Origin of the sequence: Streptomyces sp. NPDC086835 (assembly GCF_044745705.1) — a bacterium.
GTDB lineage: Bacteria > Actinomycetota > Actinomycetes > Streptomycetales > Streptomycetaceae > Streptomyces.
Map to the genome: position 1 here is coordinate 816094 of NZ_JBIVAU010000002.1, position 18035 is coordinate 834128.

The 18035-nt window shown below is 71.8% G+C and carries 16 protein-coding genes; 9 read left to right on the plus strand and 7 right to left on the minus strand.

The features are described 5' to 3' along the window. Positions 1 to 33 precede the first annotated feature (33 nt). Positions 34 to 846 (minus strand): nucleotidyltransferase domain-containing protein, encoded by an 813-nt coding sequence (locus ACIPJI_RS09855; RefSeq protein ID WP_402245411.1) that lies wholly within the window; start codon positions 844 to 846, stop codon positions 34 to 36. 139 nt (positions 847 to 985) lie between these two features. Between ACIPJI_RS09855 and lon the strand changes: the two genes are divergently transcribed. Both lon and ACIPJI_RS09865 read left to right on the plus strand, forming a co-directional pair. Further along, positions 986 to 3397: an endopeptidase La gene (gene lon, locus ACIPJI_RS09860; protein ID WP_402245413.1), complete on the plus strand. Its 2412-nt coding sequence runs from the start codon at positions 986 to 988 to the stop codon at positions 3395 to 3397. Positions 3398 to 3505: 108 nt separating this feature from the next. Continuing rightward, complete coding sequence (locus ACIPJI_RS09865; RefSeq protein ID WP_402245415.1) at positions 3506 to 4309, plus strand: pentapeptide repeat-containing protein; 804 nt, start codon at positions 3506 to 3508, stop codon at positions 4307 to 4309. 37 nt (positions 4310 to 4346) lie between these two features. Here the strand turns inward: ACIPJI_RS09865 and ACIPJI_RS09870 are convergent, their stop codons facing one another. Continuing rightward, on the minus strand, positions 4347 to 5171 hold the full coding sequence (locus tag ACIPJI_RS09870; protein ID WP_356621382.1) for a lysozyme: 825 nt from the start codon (positions 5169 to 5171) through the stop codon (positions 4347 to 4349). 230 nt (positions 5172 to 5401) lie between these two features. On the opposite strand from ACIPJI_RS09870, the gene ACIPJI_RS09875 reads away from it, so the two are divergent. Then, positions 5402 to 5884, plus strand: a complete 483-nt coding sequence (locus ACIPJI_RS09875; protein ID WP_307708250.1) for a MarR family winged helix-turn-helix transcriptional regulator — start codon at positions 5402 to 5404, stop codon at positions 5882 to 5884. 28 nt (positions 5885 to 5912) lie between these two features. Here the strand turns inward: ACIPJI_RS09875 and ACIPJI_RS09880 are convergent, their stop codons facing one another. Next, complete coding sequence (locus ACIPJI_RS09880) at positions 5913 to 6701, minus strand: hypothetical protein (RefSeq protein WP_402245417.1); 789 nt, start codon at positions 6699 to 6701, stop codon at positions 5913 to 5915. A gap of 364 nt (positions 6702 to 7065) precedes the next feature. On the opposite strand from ACIPJI_RS09880, the gene ACIPJI_RS09885 reads away from it, so the two are divergent. Genes ACIPJI_RS09885 through ACIPJI_RS09905 form a run of 5 tightly spaced genes read left to right on the plus strand, consistent with a single transcriptional unit; the run spans position 7066 to position 13144 of the window. Then, positions 7066 to 10341, plus strand: coding sequence for a nitrate- and nitrite sensing domain-containing protein (locus ACIPJI_RS09885; RefSeq protein ID WP_402245419.1), 3276 nt, complete (start codon positions 7066 to 7068; stop codon positions 10339 to 10341). Then, on the plus strand, positions 10338 to 10820 hold the full coding sequence (locus tag ACIPJI_RS09890) for a roadblock/LC7 domain-containing protein (RefSeq protein ID WP_307708253.1): 483 nt from the start codon (positions 10338 to 10340) through the stop codon (positions 10818 to 10820). The genes ACIPJI_RS09885 and ACIPJI_RS09890 overlap by 4 nt, the downstream gene beginning before the upstream one ends. Continuing rightward, on the plus strand, positions 10820 to 11218 hold the full coding sequence (locus tag ACIPJI_RS09895; RefSeq protein ID WP_189465957.1) for a DUF742 domain-containing protein: 399 nt from the start codon (positions 10820 to 10822) through the stop codon (positions 11216 to 11218). The genes ACIPJI_RS09890 and ACIPJI_RS09895 overlap by 1 nt, the downstream gene beginning before the upstream one ends. Continuing rightward, complete coding sequence (locus ACIPJI_RS09900; protein ID WP_373465331.1) at positions 11199 to 11870, plus strand: ATP/GTP-binding protein; 672 nt, start codon at positions 11199 to 11201, stop codon at positions 11868 to 11870. The genes ACIPJI_RS09895 and ACIPJI_RS09900 overlap by 20 nt, the downstream gene beginning before the upstream one ends. A 38-nt stretch (positions 11871 to 11908) precedes the next feature. Further along, complete coding sequence (locus ACIPJI_RS09905) at positions 11909 to 13144, plus strand: styrene monooxygenase/indole monooxygenase family protein (RefSeq protein WP_402245421.1); 1236 nt, start codon at positions 11909 to 11911, stop codon at positions 13142 to 13144. A gap of 4 nt (positions 13145 to 13148) precedes the next feature. Here ACIPJI_RS09905 and ACIPJI_RS09910 read toward each other — a convergent pair whose 3' ends face one another. From ACIPJI_RS09910 to ACIPJI_RS09925, 4 genes are all read right to left on the minus strand, one after another. After that, positions 13149 to 14387 carry an NlpC/P60 family protein gene (locus ACIPJI_RS09910; RefSeq protein ID WP_402245423.1) on the minus strand — a complete coding sequence of 413 codons (1239 nt, stop codon included), beginning with the start codon at positions 14385 to 14387 and terminating at the stop codon, positions 13149 to 13151. 243 nt (positions 14388 to 14630) lie between these two features. After that, positions 14631 to 14906 (minus strand): hypothetical protein, encoded by a 276-nt coding sequence (locus ACIPJI_RS09915; protein WP_402245425.1) that lies wholly within the window; start codon positions 14904 to 14906, stop codon positions 14631 to 14633. Between the two features lie 10 nt (positions 14907 to 14916). Beyond that, positions 14917 to 15645: a TetR/AcrR family transcriptional regulator gene (locus ACIPJI_RS09920; protein ID WP_307708257.1), complete on the minus strand. Its 729-nt coding sequence runs from the start codon at positions 15643 to 15645 to the stop codon at positions 14917 to 14919. A 43-nt stretch (positions 15646 to 15688) separates the two neighbouring features. Beyond that, positions 15689 to 16624: a diiron oxygenase gene (locus ACIPJI_RS09925; protein ID WP_402245427.1), complete on the minus strand. Its 936-nt coding sequence runs from the start codon at positions 16622 to 16624 to the stop codon at positions 15689 to 15691. A 172-nt stretch (positions 16625 to 16796) separates the two neighbouring features. Between ACIPJI_RS09925 and ACIPJI_RS09930 the strand changes: the two genes are divergently transcribed. Continuing rightward, on the plus strand, positions 16797 to 17921 hold the full coding sequence (locus ACIPJI_RS09930) for a ferritin-like domain-containing protein (RefSeq protein ID WP_402245803.1): 1125 nt from the start codon (positions 16797 to 16799) through the stop codon (positions 17919 to 17921). Positions 17922 to 18035: the final 114 nt, after the last annotated feature.

Sequence of the window (18035 nt, forward strand, 5' to 3'; positions counted from 1 at the left end):
CCGATTTCGGGGTGACGTAGGTCACGGGGGCGCTCACGGCGCCGGCCGCGCCGCCTTGGTCCCGTGAACCGCTGTGTACTCCGCGGTCAGCCACGGCCCGAGCTCCTCGACGAGCGTGCGGATCACCGCCTCGTCCGGGGTCGGGCTGCGGGCGGCCGCGGCGGCCGCCCGCATCTGGGCGGCCCGCTGCGGGTAGTGGCCGGCGAACAGCTCCGCCGACGCCTCCAGATCGCTGGTCCAGCCGCCCCACGGGGGCATGACCAGCGTGAAACCCGACCGTACGAGCCGCCGCGCGGCCGTCCGGCACAGGGTGCGCCGGTCGGTGTCCGTCACGGCGGCCCGCAGCCGGGCTTGCCAGCGCGGCAGGACGAGGGCCAGGTCACCGTTGGTCTCACGGGCCAGCAGTGAGGTGGGGTACTGGGCGGGAAGGCGGGCGGCGAGGTCCTCGCCCGTCAGCGGGGTGCACAGGCAGGAGATGAAGAAGCCCAGGTCGTACCGCTCCGCTTCGGCGAGTGCCGTCCCGGCGCCGTCGAGCAGGATGCCGGCGCCGTCGATCGCGGCGGACTCTCCGTCGAGGGCCGCCTCCGCCGCGTCGGCGTCCGTCCGGTCCCGGGCCGTGGGCTCCGCGTGCAGGACCAGCAGCAGGTCGAGGTCCGAGACGCCGGGCACGGCGGTGCCGCGCGGAATGCTCCCGTAGAGATAGGCGCTGTGCAGCCTGCCGTCCGAGAAGCGGCCGGCGATCTCCCTGCGGGCGGCGGCCACCACCGGTGCGAAGGCCGGGGTCACGCGGTCGAGCGCACCCTCGCGTGCGATGGTCCCGTCCGGGTTCAGCCCTTTGCTCTCCATCGGGTCACTGTCGCCCGTGTCGCGCCCTGTCGCCCACCGGATTTCGCCGATCGCTCACAGCGAACACCGGCCGGGGAACAATCAAGGGCTCATAACCATTGAGTCGATACAGCTCAACTTGACTGCCTAAGGGGAGATCATGGCTGCCGATATCAAGGCGAACTCACCGCTCACACTGCCCGTCCTGCCGCTCGACGACGAGGTCGTGCTGCCCGGCATGGTCGTGCCGCTCGACCTGTCCGACACCGAGGTGCGGGCAGCGGTCGAGGCCGCCCAGGCTGCCGCCCGGCCCTCCGGCAACAAGCCGAAGGTGCTGCTCGTTCCCCGGGTCGACGGCACCTACGCCGCGACCGGTGTGCTCGGCACCGTCGAGCAGGTCGGCCGGCTCTCCGACGGCGACCCCGGTGCGCTGATCCGCGGCGTCGGCCGCGTCCGCATCGGCGCCGGCACCACCGGACCCGGCGCGGCCCTGTGGGTCGAGGGGACCGTGGTCGAGGAGACCGTGCCCGACCCGCTGCCCGGCGCGGTGACCGAACTGGTCAAGGAGTACAAGGCGCTCGCCACCGACTGGCTGAAGAAGCGCGGCGCCTGGCAGGTCGTCGACCGCGTGCAGCAGATCGACGGCATCTCACAACTCGCGGACAACTCCGGCTACTCACCCTTCCTGACCACGGCCCAGAAGATCGAGCTGCTGGAGACCAGTGACCCGGTCGCCCGGCTGAAGCTCGCCACCGAGCAACTGCGCGAGCACCTCGCCGAGCAGGACGTGGCCGAGGCCATCGCCAAGGACGTCCAGGAAGGCGTCGACAAGCAGCAGCGCGAGTTCCTGCTGCGCCGTCAGCTCGACGCCGTACGCAAGGAACTGCGCGAGCTCAACGGCCAGGACGGCGAGGACGAGTCCGACGACTACCGGGCCCGCGTGGAGGCGGCCGACCTGCCGGAGAAGGTCAGGGAAGCCGCGCTCAAGGAGGTCGAGAAGCTCGAACGGGCCTCCGACCAGAGCCCCGAGGGCAGTTGGATCCGCACCTGGCTCGACACCGTCCTCGAACTGCCGTGGAACGAGCGTACGGAGGACTCGTACGACATCCAGGGCGCCAAGGCCGTGCTGGACGCCGAGCACGCGGGTCTGCAGGACGTGAAGGAGCGGATCACCGAGTACCTGGCGGTGCGCAAGCGGCGCGCCGAGCGGGGGCTGGGCGTGGTCGGCGGGCGGCGCGGGGGCGCGGTGCTCGCGCTCGTCGGCCCGCCCGGTGTCGGAAAGACCAGCCTCGGCGAGTCCGTGGCGCACGCCATGGGACGCAAGTTCGTCCGCGTCGCGCTCGGCGGCGTACGGGACGAGGCCGAGATCCGCGGCCACCGGCGTACGTACGTCGGCGCGCTGCCCGGCCGGATCGTGCGTGCGATCAAGGAGGCCGGCTCGATGAACCCGGTCGTCCTGCTCGACGAGATCGACAAGGTCGGCTCCGACTTCCGCGGCGACCCCGCGGCGGCCCTGCTCGAGGTCCTCGACCCCGCGCAGAACCACACCTTCCGCGACCACTACCTCGAGGTCGAGCTCGACCTCAGCGACGTGGTGTTCCTCGCCACCGCCAACGTGCTGGAGGCCATCCCGGAGGCGCTGCTCGACCGTATGGAGCTGGTGCGCCTGGACGGCTACACGGAGGACGAGAAGGTCGTCATCGCCCGTGACCACCTCGTGCCGCGCCAGCTGGAGCGGGCGGGACTCGAGGCCGGTGAGGTGACGCTCGACGACTCCGCGCTGCGCAAGCTGGCAGGCGAGTACACCCGTGAGGCCGGTGTGCGGAACCTGGAGCGGTCCATCGCGCGGCTGCTGCGGAAGGTCGCCGCGCAGCACGAGCTGGGGGACCGGGACCTGCCGTTCACCGTCACCCACGAGGAGCTGCGCGGGCTCATCGGCCGGCCCCACCACGTGCCCGAGTCCGCCCAGGACCCGGCCGAGCGCCGCACCGCGGTGCCCGGCGTGGCCACCGGGCTCGCCGTGACCGGCGCGGGCGGGGACGTCCTGTTCGTGGAGGCGTCGCTCGCCGACCCGGAGACCGGCGCGGCCGGACTGACCCTGACCGGTCAGCTCGGTGACGTGATGAAGGAGTCCGCGCAGATCGCGCTGAGCTTCCTGCGTTCGCACGGCGCCGAACTGGAGCTGCCGGTCGCCGACCTGAAGGACCGGGGCGTGCACATCCACTTCCCGGCGGGCGCGGTGCCCAAGGACGGGCCGAGCGCGGGCATCACCATGAGCACGGCGCTCGCGTCGCTGCTCTCCGGACGCCAGGTGCGTACGGACGTGGCGATGACCGGCGAGGTCTCGCTCACCGGCCGGGTGCTGCCCATCGGTGGCGTGAAGCAGAAGCTGCTCGCCGCCCACCGGGCGGGCATCACCACGGTCGTGATCCCGAAGCGGAACGAGCCCGACCTGGACGACGTCCCGGCGGAGATCCTCGAGAAGCTCGAGATCCACCCGGTGACCGACGTCCGGCAGGTGCTCGAGATCGCGCTGTCCTCGGCGGACGTGCCGGTGACCGCGGCGGCCTGACCCGTGCGGCACTGAGGGGCCCGGAGGGTGGTGATCCACCTCCGGGCCCCTCCGTCTGCCCCTCGGCCGCCGCACCGGGGCTCTTCGCGGGTCCCGCACAATGGACGGATGAAGACCCTGCGTGCCGACTGCGCGAACTGCTTCGGCCTGTGCTGTGTGGCGTTGCCCTTCGCCGCCTCGGCCGACTTCGCCGTGAGCAAGGACGCCGGCAAGCCCTGCACCAACCTGTCCGCCGACTTCGGCTGCGGCATCCACGCACGCCTCAGGGACAGCGGCTACTCCGGCTGCACCGTCTACGACTGCTTCGGCGCGGGGCAGCAGGTCTCACAGGTCACCTACGGCGGGACGAGCTGGCGTGAGGCCCCTGCCACGGCCCGGCAGATGTTCGAGGTCTTCCCCGTCGTACGGCAGCTGCACGAACTGCTCTGGTACGTGGCCCAGGCGCTGACGCTGGACGCCGCCCGTGAGCTCCACGGGAAGCTGCGCCGGCGCCGGGAGCACATCGAGGAGCTCACCCGGCTCGCCCCCGGCGCACTGCTGAAGCTGGACGTCGGCGCCGAACGCGAGCAGGTCAACGTCCTGCTGCTGCGCGCCAGCGAGCTCGTCCGCGCGGGTGCGGGCACCGGGCGGAAGAAGAAGGACCGCAGGGGAGCGGACCTGATGGGCGCCCGGCTCAGGAACGCCGATCTGCGGGGTGTCAGTCTGCGCGGCGCGTATCTGATCGCGGCCGACCTGACGGGTGCCGATCTGCGGCTGGCCGACCTCATCGGCGCCGACCTGAGGGACGCCGATCTGTCCGGCGCGGATCTGACCGGCTGCATCTTCCTCACCCAGCCGCAGCTCAACGCGGCCAGGGGCGACGCGGCCACCCGGCTGCCCGACGGGTTCACCCGCCCCGCGCACTGGTCGTGACGACCGGGGCGGCGGGACGGGCCCCCGTGAGCCGGGGTCAGCCGTTGGCGAGCGCCTGGACGCGGTCGTACGCGCCGTTGAACTTGTTGTGGTCGCCGACGATCGGCCCGGACGACGTGTACTGCCACATCGTGTAGTAGGGCCAGCCGGCCGGGAGGGTGCCCGGCGTGGTGTTGTAGCGGGCGATCCAGAGCGGATTGGTGGCCCCGAAACCGGCGTAGTTGCCGGTGCACTGCGTCCACCAGCTGGTCGCCGTGTAGATGACCGCGTCACGGCCGGTGCGTGCCTTGTAGCGGTTCAGGAAGTCGCGGATCCAGGTGACCATCCCGGCCTGCGACTTGCCGTAGCAGGCGGCGCCGTACGGGTTCCATTCGATGTCGAGGACGCCGGGAAGGGTCCTGCCGTCGCGGGACCAGCCGCCGCCGTTGTCGACGAAGTAGTCCGCCTGGGCGGTGCCCGTCGTGGTGTTCGGGGTGGCGAAGTGGTACGCGCCCCGGATCATGCCGATGTTGTACGAGCCGTTGTACTGCTGCGTGAAGTACGTGTTCTTGTAGTACGTGCCTTCGGTGGCCTTCACGTAGGCCCACTTGACGCCGCTGGTCCACAGAGCCGACCAGTCGACGTTCCCCTGGTGGCTGGAGACGTCGACGCCTTCCGTCTGCACCGCACGGGTGTCGCGCGGCGGGCCGCCCTGGCCGTCGTGGGCGACGACGCCCATACCCATGTGGGCGGAGCCGCGTTCCGGCTTGGGGTCGGCCGTGGCGGTGCCGGGGAGCGTGAGGAGGAGGGAGAGGACTGCGAGGAGAGTGCCGGCCGCGGCGAGGCGCCGACGACCGGTCGTTCCGGATCTGTGCACGGGCATAGCGTGCCTCCGAAGGCCTCGGTGGGGGTGACCTGACGACGTGTCGACATGTCGTGGCGGAGTGAATGGTGTGGACATGCCATGAAGGACGCTACGCACGTAGACCCACCGTAGGAAGGGGACCTCGGCGCCGCCGTTGGTCTACGCCTGCGAAATACTGGCGGAGCTGCGGCAATACCGGCCGCGTCGAGAAACTTTCACGACCCGGAAAGCGCGCGAGGGGTGCTGACGTGCACGAAGGCGGTACGGCGGGTGGAGCGGGCCCGAACGGCGGGAGTGGTGTGGACCAGGAATTCCTCGCGCTCGAGCGGGAGTTGGCCGTCTTTCTGCGCCGCGCCCGCGCGTCCTCCGGCGAAATGGCCCGCGAGGTCCACCCCGAGCTCGAGCCCGCCGCCTACGGGCTCCTCGTACGGCTGGACGAGGCCGGGGCCCAGCGGGCCACCGAACTGGCCGGCTACTTCGGCGTCGGCAAGGCCACCATGAGCCGGCAGCTGCGGGCCCTCGAGGAACTGGGCCTGGTGACCCGCGAACCGGACCCCGCCGACGGCCGCGCCTCCCTCGTACGGCTCACGGAAGAAGGAACAGCCCGGTTCCGCCGTGTGCGTGACGCCCGCCGTGACCGGTACCGCAACAAGCTGGCCGGCTGGGACCCGCGCGAGGTCGCGGAGCTGGCACGGCTGCTGCACCAGCTCAACGCCCGCGCGGAGAGCTGACGGGCGGAGCCGGGGAGCCCTCGCGACGTCACAGTTCGGCGAAGACCGCGGAGGCGTCGTCGTGGAGCTTCCACCGGATCACCGCCGTACGGGCTCTTGCCTCCACCTCCAGCTCCCGCACCCGGTCGATCAGGCCCTGGGCGCCCTCCTCACGGAGCAGCGCCACGCACTTCGCCCAGTCACCCGCACCGAACATGTCCACCCAGCGCGAGGCGCCGTCGGTGAGGGCCGCGACGGCGCTCACCCGCTCGCGCGGAACGCTGCCCGCCACCGCGCGCCGGGCCACCTCGGGGTCCGCCGCGGCGGTGAAGAACCCGCCCTCGGCGTTCCGCAGCGCGTCCGCGGAGGCATGGGTCCGCAGCGCCTCGCGCGGCAGGCGGTCCAGCCGGTCGTCCAGCACCGCGGACACCGACCCGTCGGGGGACAGGAGCAGCAGCGTCGAGTCGGAGAGCACCAGGTACTCGACCTCCTCCTCCGGCCCGCCCCAACGCGCCAGCACCACCGTCGCCTGAGGTGTGCGCACGTGAGAAAGGTCACAGGTGTCGCGATGGGCGTCCGCGGTGCGCCGGATCGCCTCGGCGAGCACCTCCCGAAGTGTCAGGTCACGCCGCGAACCGGACAGTTCGACCAGGGAGCCGCCGAGCCGGGCGGTGAACCACGGCACACCGTGCACGCACCCCGCTTCACCGCTCGGAGGCGTCACGCCGTCGAGCGCCACGACGGTTCCACCCTGGCCCGAAGCGGGCAGGGCGACGGACACCCAGTCCTCGTTGGGGCGTTCGGGAGAGCCGGGGGAGGTGGCCAGTTCGATGCGCATGAACCCAGTCTGCATGAGACCTTCACAAGGTCCTCGCAGACGGCGTTTGGCCCGTACCAGCAGGTCAGACGGTGTGCTTCGCCCCGAATGGGCGACTGTGCGAAGGTGCGGGCGCACATAGTGCCAAAGGGGGGCCGGAAGGTCCAACCCAGGGGCTCCGCGCGGGCCGACGGGCGGCTCGGGGAAGTTGTTCGCCAACTCACGAGTGTTGTTCACTCGTTCGGGTGGCGGAGCGGCCGATGCGCGCCTCCCTCCCAAAGGCACTGGAATGGTCGGAAGCCGTACCAGGGGTGGGGCTTACGCGCGTGACCGGTCGTCATCTCTGCTTCATGGGTGGACGAGTCAAGCAAGATTGCGAGCACCGGTGCAGAAGAAGCGGCCTCGGGGCAACGGCGGCAGGCCCACTGGAACCCCGTCCACGGGAGCACCGGGCGACCCTCAGGCCCCGGTCCCTCCCCAGCAGATCCCGGCGCCCCGTGCCCAGGACCCAGCCGTGCGGGACACAGCCGAACAGGCCGCACCCGCGCAGGTGCCGGCCGGCCGCTCCCGACGGGTACGCAACCGGCTGGTCGCCGGTGTCGCCGTCGCCGGCCTCGTCGTCGTCGCCGCGGGCACTCCCGGCATCCTCGCCGCCTCCGGCGACCTGACCGAGTCCCAGCGGCTGGTCACCCTGGCCGCGCTGGACCGGCAGGCCGTCACCCTCGCCCACTCGCTCGCCGACGAACGCGACGAGCTCACCGCGTACATCGCGGCCGGCGGCAAGGAGCAGAAGGGCGACAAGAAGGACCGCCGCAAGGTCTCCGACAGCCTCGGCGACCGCGTCGACCGGCAGCTCGACGAGATGCGCGACACCCTGGACACCGACCGTGCGGAGCTCCGGCGCTCGCTCGCGTCCGTGCCGTCGGTCCGCCGTACCGCGCTGTCCGGCGAGGGCACCGCGATGGAGACCCACCAGGCCTACACCGCGGTCATCTCCGCGCTGCACGCCCTGGCCGGCGAACTCGCCGACCGGACGCCGCCGCGCGCCGCCGACGCCACCAGGGCCCCCGCCGAGCTCGGCCTCGCCGTCGAGCAGGCCTCCGCCGCCCGGGGACTGCTGCTCGCCGCGCTCGCCGTGCCCCGGCCCGACCCGGTCCTCTCCTACGACCCCGTCACCGGGCTCCCCGTGGAGAGCGCCGGCGAGGACACCGGCGCCGACGCCCGTACCCGCAACGCCCTCACCGCCGCCGCACAGCAGGCACGGGTACGCGAACTGGCCGCCCTCGCCGACTTCGACCAGGCCGCCGGACCGGCCGCCCGGGACAAGTTCGCCGCCACCGTCACCGGGCCCGAGGTCAAGACCGCCGAGACCTACCTGACCCGCCTGACCGACCAGCCCAGGCTCTCCGACGCGGAGCGCGGCACCGACCCCGCCGAGCTGGAGGCCGCGCTCACCGCCCGGATCGAGCAGATGCGCGGCGCGGAGTCCTCCCTCGTCACCGAACGGACCGAACGGTTCGAGCAGCTGCGCGACGACGACCTCACCGCGCTCGAAATCCGTATCGCCCTCCTCGGCGGACTGGTCGTCGTCACCGTCGGCGTGCTCGCCGCGGTGTCCCGCACGCTCACCCGCCCGCTCGCCGTCCTGCGGATCGGCGCCGCAAGGCTCGCCGACGCCCCGGTCCCGCAGAGCGAGGAACCGGTCCGCTTCACCGGCCGCAACGACGAGTTCGCCCAGGTCGTACGGTCCCTCAACACCCTCCACGGCAAGCTCCGTGACCTCGGGACACGAGCCGCGCAACTCGACGCCGACCGGGGCGAACTCCTCGGCTCGCGCGCCGCGCTCGAGGCCGAGCTGACCGAGGCGCGTGCCGAACTGCGGCAGCGCACCGAGGAGACCGCCCGCGAACTGGACCGGCTGCGCCACACCGTCCACCACACCTTCGTGAACCTCTCGCTGCGCACCCTCGGACTCGTGGAGCGCCAGCTCGGCGTCATCGAGAAGCTGGAGGAACGCGAGCAGGACCCCGAGCGCCTCGCCACGCTCTTCAAGCTCGACCACATGGCCACCGTCATGCGCCGGCACAGCGAGAACCTGCTGGTCCTCGCCGGCACCGACCACGGACACGGTCATGTCGGCCCCGTTCCGCTCGTCGACGTGCTGCGCGCCGCGGTCAGCGAGATCGAGCGCTACGAGCGGGTGGTCATCCAGTCCCTCCCGCCGCACGCCCAGGTCGCCGGCTTCGCCGCGGACGACCTCAGCCACCTGGTCGCCGAACTCCTGGAGAACGCCACCTCGTTCTCGCCGCCGGACGCCCAGGTGGAACTCTCTGGCTGGCTGCTGGAGAGCGGCGAGGTGATGCTCTCCGTCCAGGACGCGGGCATCGGTATGACCGCGAGCCGCATCGCCGAGGTCAACGCCCGGCTCGAGGACCCCGAGTCGTACGAGACCGAGCCCCCGGCCGGCCGTGAGGGCGAGGGCCTCGGACTGCGCGTGGCCGCGCTGCTCGCGGCACGCCACGGGGTGCGGATCCAGCTCCGCGAGCACAAGCAGGGCGGGATCACCGCCGTCGTCGTGGTGCCGCAGGCACTGCTGCCGACGGGACCGCCCGCGACGGCGGGGCGCCAGGTACCGGTGCCGGGGGCCGCGCCGGCGCTGAACCTCCCCGGCTCGGTGGCAGAGGCGAACTCGAACGCCCTGCCCAAGAGCCCGCGGCGGCAGGACGCGGACCCGGCGGACGCCGACGGTGCCGGCCCGGACGCGGACGGTACCGAGGACGCCCCGTCCGGCGGAGCGGAGCCGGTCGAAGGCTCCGGCGCGCCCGGCCACGAGGAGGAGGCGGCCGCACCGGCAGAAGCTGCCGCCCAGGGCGAGCCGGCCGCATCGGCCGAACCCGCCGCACCGGCCGCACCGACGGAACCTGCCGCCCAGGCCGCAGCGGCCGACGCCACGGCGGCGGACACCGAACTCCTCGCCGGGTTCGACAGCGCCGACGTGCTCGACGACGGCCTGGCCGGCCCCGGCGACGACATCACGCAGGACCACGCGGGCAGCCACGACGGCGACGACCTCGCGCAGGAGCACGAGCACGGCCTCGCGTACGGCCAGGACCCCGACCCGCAGGCCGAGCAGCGGCTCGAGCCCGACCCGTTCGTCGAGGCCGCGGAGCGGGCGATCCTCGCCGCCGCCGCGGAGCCGGAGACACACGAGCGCACGGCCGACGGCGATCCGGTGACCACCGGCGTCGACCAGGAGACGTTCACGATGCGGCTGCCGAGGCAGCCCGAGGAACCGGGGGAGCCCGAGCAGGGGCCGGAGCCGGAGCAGGAGGCGGAGCCCGCGGGAAGCACGCCGGACGCTCCCGCCGCCTGGGACCGGGTCACGGACAAGGGCCTGCCCAAGCGCACGCCGAAGTCCGTCCAGCCCGCTGCCGCCCCTGCCGGGCGCACCGGAAGCGTCGACGCGGAGGCCCTGCGCCGCCGGCTCGGCGGCTTCCACCAGGGCGCCAAGGACGGCCGCCGTGACGCGGAGGCCGAACTCGCGGAGACCACAGCACAGACACAACCGGCGGACCCGGCGCACCGCAGAGACCGGGACCGGACGGACCAGCGGGAGACCGAAGCGGAGACGGGGGACACAGTCGAGGAGGCACGCAGTTGACTGCGACCGGCACGTTCGGCCTGAGCAGCGAGGCCCGCAACCTTCAATGGTTGCTGGGCAATCTGGTGGAGGAGGTGCCAGGGGTGCGCTCCGTCGCCGTCGTCTCGTCCGACGGGCTGCTGCTGCTCTCCTCCGACGCGGAGCTGAACGCAGCCCCGGCCGCCGTAGCCCCCCGCGAGGGCCCGAAGGGCTCCAGCGCGGACCTCGCCACGATCGTTTCCGGCATCGGCAGCCTCACCGTCGGGGCCGCCGGCCTGATGGACGGCGGAGGCGTCAAGCAGACGATGGTCGCCATGGAGGAGGGCAGCCTCTTCGTCATGTCGATCAGCGACGGCTCCCTGCTCGGGGTGCACGCGACACCCGACTGCGACATGAGCGTCGTCGCCTACCACATGGCGCTGTTCGTAGGCCGTGCCGGACACGTACTCACCCCCGAAGTCCGCAGTGAACTGCGCAAATCGATGGAGAGTGGTCTGTGATGACCGGCCCCCGACTTCCCGTGCGCGGTGACGGCAAACGTCCCGCCCGGGTCCGCCCGTACTCCCTGACCGGCGGCCGTACCCGCTTCGGGCACGTGCTGCTCGTCGAGACGTTCGTCGCCGCGCTCGAGGCGCCGCCCGAGCGCAGGGAACTGCCCGGCGGCACTCTCGCGTCCCGGGTGATGCCCGAGCTGCGGGCGATCGTCGAACTGTGCCGCCGTATGCGTACCGTCGCCGAGATATCGGCGCTGCTCAAGATGCCGCTCGGTGTCGTCCGGGTGCTGCTCAGCGACCTGGCGGACCAGGGAAAGATCCGTGTGTACGGGACCGGTCACGGCACCGGCCAGCCCGACCGCGCACTGCTGGAAAGGGTGCTGAGTGGACTCCGCCGCCTCTGACACGCTCGCACGGCCCGACGCCGCGCCCCTCGACACGTCTCCCGATGCGGCGCCCGAGGCCCGTACCGAAGAGGCGGTGCAGGCCTGGCAGCTGGACACCACCCGTGCGCCCACCGCGACGAAGATCGTCGTCGCGGGGGGTTTCGGCGTCGGCAAGACGACGTTCGTCGGCTCCGTCTCGGAGATCACGCCGCTCCAGACGGAGGCGCTGATGACCCGGGCGAGCGAGGAGACCGACGACCTCACCGCCACGCCCGACAAGGTCACCACGACGGTGGCCATGGACTTCGGCCGGATCACGCTCGACGACGACCTGGTGCTGTACGTCTTCGGCACGCCCGGCCAGCAGCGTTTCTGGTTCATGTGGGACGACCTGGTGCGCGGGGCGATCGGGGCGATCGTGCTCGCCGACACCCGGCGGCTGCCCGACTGCTTCCCGGCCCTCGACTACTTCGAGAGCTGCGGGCTGCCGTACATCGTCGCCGTCAACCACTTCGAGGGAACGACCGCGTACGAGGCGGCGGACGTACGGGAGGCCCTGACGGTGCCGCCGCACGTACCGGTTGTGATCATGGACGCCCGTAACCGGATCACGGTGATCGAGTCGCTGCTGGCGCTGGTCGCCCACGCCCTCGACGCCACCCCCGAATAGCCTCCCGAACCGCGACGCAGAACCACGGAGAACCCGCCATGCGGAAGATACTCATAGTCGGTGCCGGTCAGTCCGGCCTCCAGCTCGCCCTCGGCCTCCAGTCCAGGGGCTACGAGGTCACCCTGATGTCGAACCGCACGGCGGACGAGATCCGGTCCGGCCGGGTCATGTCCACCCAGTGCATGTTCCACACCGCCCTCGAGCACGAGCGGGACCTCGGCATCAACTTCTGGGAGTCGCAGGCCCCGAAGATCGAGGGTCTCGGCGTCTCGGTCGCAGCGCCCGACGCGAGCCGCGCGGTCGACTGGGTCGGCAAGCTCGACGGCTACGCGCAGTCGGTGGACCAGCGCGTGAAGATGGCCGGCTGGATGGAGACGTTCGCCCAGCGCGGCGGTCAGCTCGTCATCCACGGCGCCGCCGTCTCCGACCTCGACTACTTCTCCCGCACCTACGACCTGGTGCTGGTGTCGGCCGGCAAGGGCGAACTGGTCTCCATGTTCGGCCGTGACGCCTCCCGCTCCCCGTACTCGGAGCCGCAGCGCGCGCTCGCCGTGGCGTACGTCCACGGTCTCGGCCCCCGCCCCGAGCACCCCGACTACGACGCGGTCCGCTGCAACCTGGTCCCCGGTGTCGGCGAGTTGTTCGTCATGCCGACGTTCACCACCTCCGGCCGGGCCGACATCCTCTTCTGGGAGGGCGTCCCCGGCGGGCCGCTGGACGTCTTCCAGGGCGTCAAGGACCCCTCCGAGCACCTCGCGCTGACGCTCGAGCTCATGGAGAAGTTCACGCCCTGGGAGTACGCGCGGGCCACCAAGGTCGAGCTGACCGACGCGGGCGGCACGCTCGCCGGCCGGTACGCCCCGACCGTGCGCAACCCCATCGGCCGGCTGCCCGGCGGCGGGCTCGTGCTCGGCGTCGCGGACGTCGTCGTGGCGAACGACCCGATCACCGGCCAGGGCTCCAACTCCGCGTCCAAGTGCGCCGCCTCCTACCTCGCGTCGATCACCGAGCACGGCGACCGGCCGTTCGACGAGCAGTGGATGCAGGGCACCTTCGACCGCTACTGGGACACGGCGCAGCACGTCACCAAGTGGACGAACGCGATGCTGGGCGTCCCGCCGGAGCACGTGCTCAACCTGATCGGCGCGGGCGGCGTGCTCCAGCCGGTCGCCGACCGGTTCGCCAACGGCTTCAACGACCCGGCGGACTTCGAGAACTTCTTCTACGAGCCGGAGAAGGCAGAGGCCTACCTGGCGTCGGTCTCCGGAGCCTGACAGGTCAGCCGAAAGCCCTGTCGTACCCCTCGTCCGAGCCGGCCGTCGCGTCGTCCGGCAGCTCGGGCGGGGTGTACGACGGCAGCGCCGGGCCGGCCGGGTCGGGGCGTACCGCTCCGAGCAGCGGGTTCGACGCGATGGGGGAGACCTTGACGCGCGCGCCGGGGCGCGGCGCCTGGATGACCATGCCGTCGCCGAGGTACATCGCGACATGGGTGGCCTCGGGGAAGTAGACGACCAGGTCACCGGGGCGCAGGTCACGCAGCGGCACCCTCTTGAGCTCGGCCCACTGCTCCTGGCTGGTCCGCGGGATCGCACGGCCTGCACTGGCCCAGGCATTCGAGGTCAGCCCGGAGCAGTCGTACGCCTGGGGGCCCTCCGCTCCCCACACATAGGGCTTGCCGATCTGCTCGGCGGCGTACGCCAGCGCACGGTCCCCCTGTGTCGACGGCGTGCGTTGCCCCTCCAGCGCTCCCGTGGCCAGCAGTTTCTCCTGGGCGTCGGCGGTCTGCCGGCGCTCCTGTCCGGCCAGGGCGGTCAGTTCCTCCGCGGACAGGGAGGCGAGCAGCCCTTCGGCGGTCCGCAGCCTGGCCGTGGCGGTGTCCTTGGCCTTCTTCTGCCGGGCGGCGAGGAGTACTTCCCGCTCCAGCGCCCGGCGGGACGCCGCCGCCAGTTCTCGGGCCCGCTTCTCCCCGGCCTCCAGCCGGTCCATGGCGGCGAGTCGTCCGCTCGCCGCCCGTTCGATCAAGTGACCCTGGTCGAGGGCCTGTTGCGGGTCGGGGGCCAGAAGCAGACGCAGATACGCGGAGAGGTCCGAGTTGCCCTGGTACTGCACGCGGGCGATGCGTCCGGCGTCGGCCCGGCCGGCGACGAGGGCCTTGCGGGCCTTGGTGAGGGCGCGGGACAGTCGCGCGGTCTCCGCGCGCTGTCTCTCCAGCGCGTCCTCGGTGCTCTTGTAGGTCTCACCGGCCTCCTCCGCCTGCCGGTACAGCTCCCGCAGCCGGGTGAGTACCCCGGTCATGTCCGGCGCGGCGGTGAGCTCCTCGAGGGGGAGCGGTGGCCCTGCGGCGGGTTCCTTGCCGGCGAACCGCTCCATGACGGTGTCACCGAGCTCGCCGAGCAGCTTGTCGACGGCGCCGTGGCGGGGCTCCGGGGAGTCCGCCGTCGCGGGGAGCGTGGTGGCCGTCGCGGCGACGACGAGCACGCCGACGCAGACGGCGCGCAGTGAATACCTGCCTGACACCCGATCACCTCCGGCCTTGAAGGCGGCCGTTCCGCCCCGGTCGAGGCTGCGCCGTGTGCCGGGCGACGGCGACCGCAGGAGAGCGGCCCGGCGCAACGAGGTCACCCGTGCAGGGACGATGCACCCGCGAGCGGCGCGGCTGCTTGCCGCAGGGCGCGGCGTCGGTCCGCGGCACGGTCGGTGTCCCGGAGCAACCGCCTCACCGGGACACCGCGTGCCCGGGGCAGGTCTCCGTACAGGTCCTCAGGCCGCTCCGCCCGGCTTCGACCAGGGCCACCTGATCTCGCGCCGCTCCACGCCCCCGGGCGCGTACTCGTACTTCCAGCCACGCTGGAGTCCGAGGCGCTTCGTGTAGCCGGAGGGGACCCGGCGGTACGCGTACACGGTGGGCGGGGAGCCGTCGTCGTTCGGTACGGGCACCTTGTACCACTTCGGGGGGTGGCCGGTGGGGCCGACCAGGACGGGGAGCACGCGCCCGTCCAGGGGGCCGCCCTCGAAGGGGGTGTTCTCGCTTCTCACCTCACCAGTCTCACAGCAGGTGGGCGGCGCCGCCCACGACGGGTCCCAGCCGGCGCACCAGCGTGCCGACGGGTCCGGCCGCGGTCTCCTGCGCGAGCAGGTCCGCGACGACGCCGGCCGTCTCCTCGTCGGTCGCCGCCGTCACCGTCAGCAGCGCGACCAGATGGTCGACGAGCCATTCGCGCAGCTCGTGCGCCGGCGGTTGCTTGTCCTCGTCCAGCCAGATCAGCGAGGCGGCCTCGACCGCCGCGATCCAGGTCCTGACCATCATGTGGAGCCGCGGCCCCGGGCCGTCCACGCCGAGGTGGACGAGGATCTGCTCGGCGGCGGCCCGCCGTACCTCGTCGACGATCGCGGTCGTACGGGAGGTCTCGGCGACGCTGCCGCCCCGCAGCAGCGCGCTGAACCCGGCGTCGTGCTCGTCCACGAAGGCCAGATAGCGGTCCAGCACCCGGGTCAGGCGCTCGGTCGGCGGACCGGCCTTCGGTTCCGCGAAGCACAGCTCCAGCCGGTCGGCGGCCGAGCGCAGGGCCGCTTCGTAGAGCTGCTGCTTGCCGCCGGGGAAGTACCGGTAGACGAGCGGCCTCGAGACCCCGGCCGCCTCCGCCACGTCGTCGAGCGAGATCTCCTCCGGCGGCCGGTGCGCGAAGAGAGTGAGCGCCGCGGCGAGCAGTTGCGTGCGGCGCTCCTCGACGCTGAGCCGTCGGTAGGCGCGGGTCGCGGGAGCGGGACTGGTCATGCTCCGCAGCGTAACCGCAGCGTGCGCGGCGGCCCTCATGCGATCACGCGAGAAGGCCGGAACTCTTCCACAGCCTGCGGCCGGGCCCGCGCAGCACGCCGATGTCGTCCAGGAAGTCGGTCAGCCGGCGTGCGCCGGTCTGCATGACCTCGCGCCGGTGCCCGCTGGCCTTCACCTGGGCGACGGCCTCGCGGCGGTCGAGGCCGACGTTCTCGTACACCTGCGGGTTGATGAAGCAGACGCTGAAGACGCGGGCCGCCTCGCCGCAGCTGAGCCGGGTGAACTCCTGCTCCCAGCGGGGCGCGGTCACCATCTGGCGGCGCAGCTCCTCGCGGGCGTACCGCACATGGCGGGCCTCCTCGACGACGTGGATGCGGGTGACGCCGCGCACCAGCGTCTGCACCCGCTCGTCGGGGAAGGTCAGGCGCTGCATCCAGTCGAGGATCTCCTCGCCGAGGAGGGTGGCGGCGAACGAGCCGGGCGTGGTCGAGACCGTCTTCAGCACGCGGGCCAGGTTGTGGTAGACGCGCGGCACCGGGTACGCGGGCGCCCCGCCCTTCTGGATCATGCGGGCGAACATCATCGAGTGCCGGCACTCGTCCGCGATCTCGGTGAGGGCGTAGCGGACGTGGTTGCTGGTCACCGACTTGTCGTAGATGTGGCGCACCAGCAGCTGCATCAGGATGATCTCGAACCAGATCCCGAGCGAGGCCAGCGAGGCGGCCTCGTGCCTGGCCAGGTCCATCCGCTGTTCCTCGGACATCCTCCGCCACAGCGGGGTGTCGTAGAGGGAGACCAGCTCGGGGGGCCAGAACCACTTGCCCTCCTCGACGGGCGCCTCCCAGTCGAGCTCCTTGTCGGGGTCGAAGGAGTGCTTGGCGGAGGACTCGAGCAGGCGCGCGGCGACCTGTTCGCGGTCCCGGAGCGGGCCGAGTGCGTCGCGGAGCAGCTGCACGTCGCGGTCGGTCACTGTCGTCATGGCTGAGGGCACCTCGCGAGTCGGATTACCGGCGTCGGTGTTATGAGACTCCCCGTCAGTAAGCTCGTCAATCCCCTGCGCACGACTTGTTGACTGAGCGTCTATCAGCGTGTGAGCCTGCCAACTGTCCTCGCGTACCCAGGAGTACGAGGTGAAGGAGCCGGAAGTGTCGATGCACGACCGCTACATCCACGCACCGGACAACCCGCTCTGGCAGGTCCCGGCCTCGGGTGCCGCCCGCTTCAGCTGGCAGGCCATCTTTCCCGGCCAGGAGAACGGGGCCGGCCGCGACCGTCTCCTCGCCCTCTACCAGAAGGGCAAGGACAAGCAGTGGGACGGCGCCAGGCGTATCGACTGGGACCTCGAGGTCGACCCGTACGACCCGCTGGGCACGCCCGACGAGGCGCTCACCCTGTACGGCACCCGGCACTGGGCGAAGATGACCGAACGGGACAAGGGCGAGCTGCGCAAGCACTACACGTCCTGGCAGTTCAGCCAGTTCCTCCACGGTGAGCAAGGCGCCATGATCTGCGCGGCCAGGATCGTCGAATCGGTCCCGGACCTCGACGCCAAGTTCTACTCCGCCACCCAGACCATGGACGAGGCCCGGCACGCCGAGATCTACGGCCGCTTCCTCCACGAGAAGATCGGCATGCTCTACCCGATCAACGACAATCTGCAGTCCCTGCTCGGCGACACCCTGCGCGACTCCCGCTGGGACATGCCCTACCTCGGCATGCAGGTCCTCATCGAGGGCCTGGCCCTCGCCGCCTTCGGCATGATCCGCGACACCACGACCAAGCCGCTGCCGAAGCAGATCCTCGCGTACATCATGCAGGACGAGGCACGCCATGTGGCGTTCGGCAGGATGGCGCTGCGCGACTACTACAAGCAGCTGAGCGACGCGGAACTGCGCGAACGCGAGGAGTTCGTGATCGAGGGCTGCTACCTGATGCGCGACCGGCTGCGCGGCATCGAGGTCCTGGAGAACTTCGGCGTCTCGAAGAAGGAGGCGGAGGAGTACTCGGAGCAGTCGGAGTTCCTCCACCTCTTCCGCAAGCTGCTCTTCAGCCGGATCGTGCCGTGCGTCAAGGACATCGGCCTGTGGGGCGAGCGACTGCAGAAGGCATATCTCGACATGGGGGTCTTCGAGATGGGAGACGCCAGCCTCGACCTGCTGATGTCCGAGGACGAGGAGATCGCGGAACAGCTCGACCGGGAGCGGTTCGCGGCCGAGGAGCAGGAGCGGGTGGCGGAGGTGGCGGACGCGATCGCGGAGGGCGCGGACGCACCGTAGGCAGGCGTACGCCGTCCTGCGGTCCGGCAGGGCGGCGCCCGGCCGCCGGCCGCCGCGAACCGCTCGACGCGGTCCCGAGGCGCTCGCCCTCGGGAGCATGTTCGGCGAGCGCCG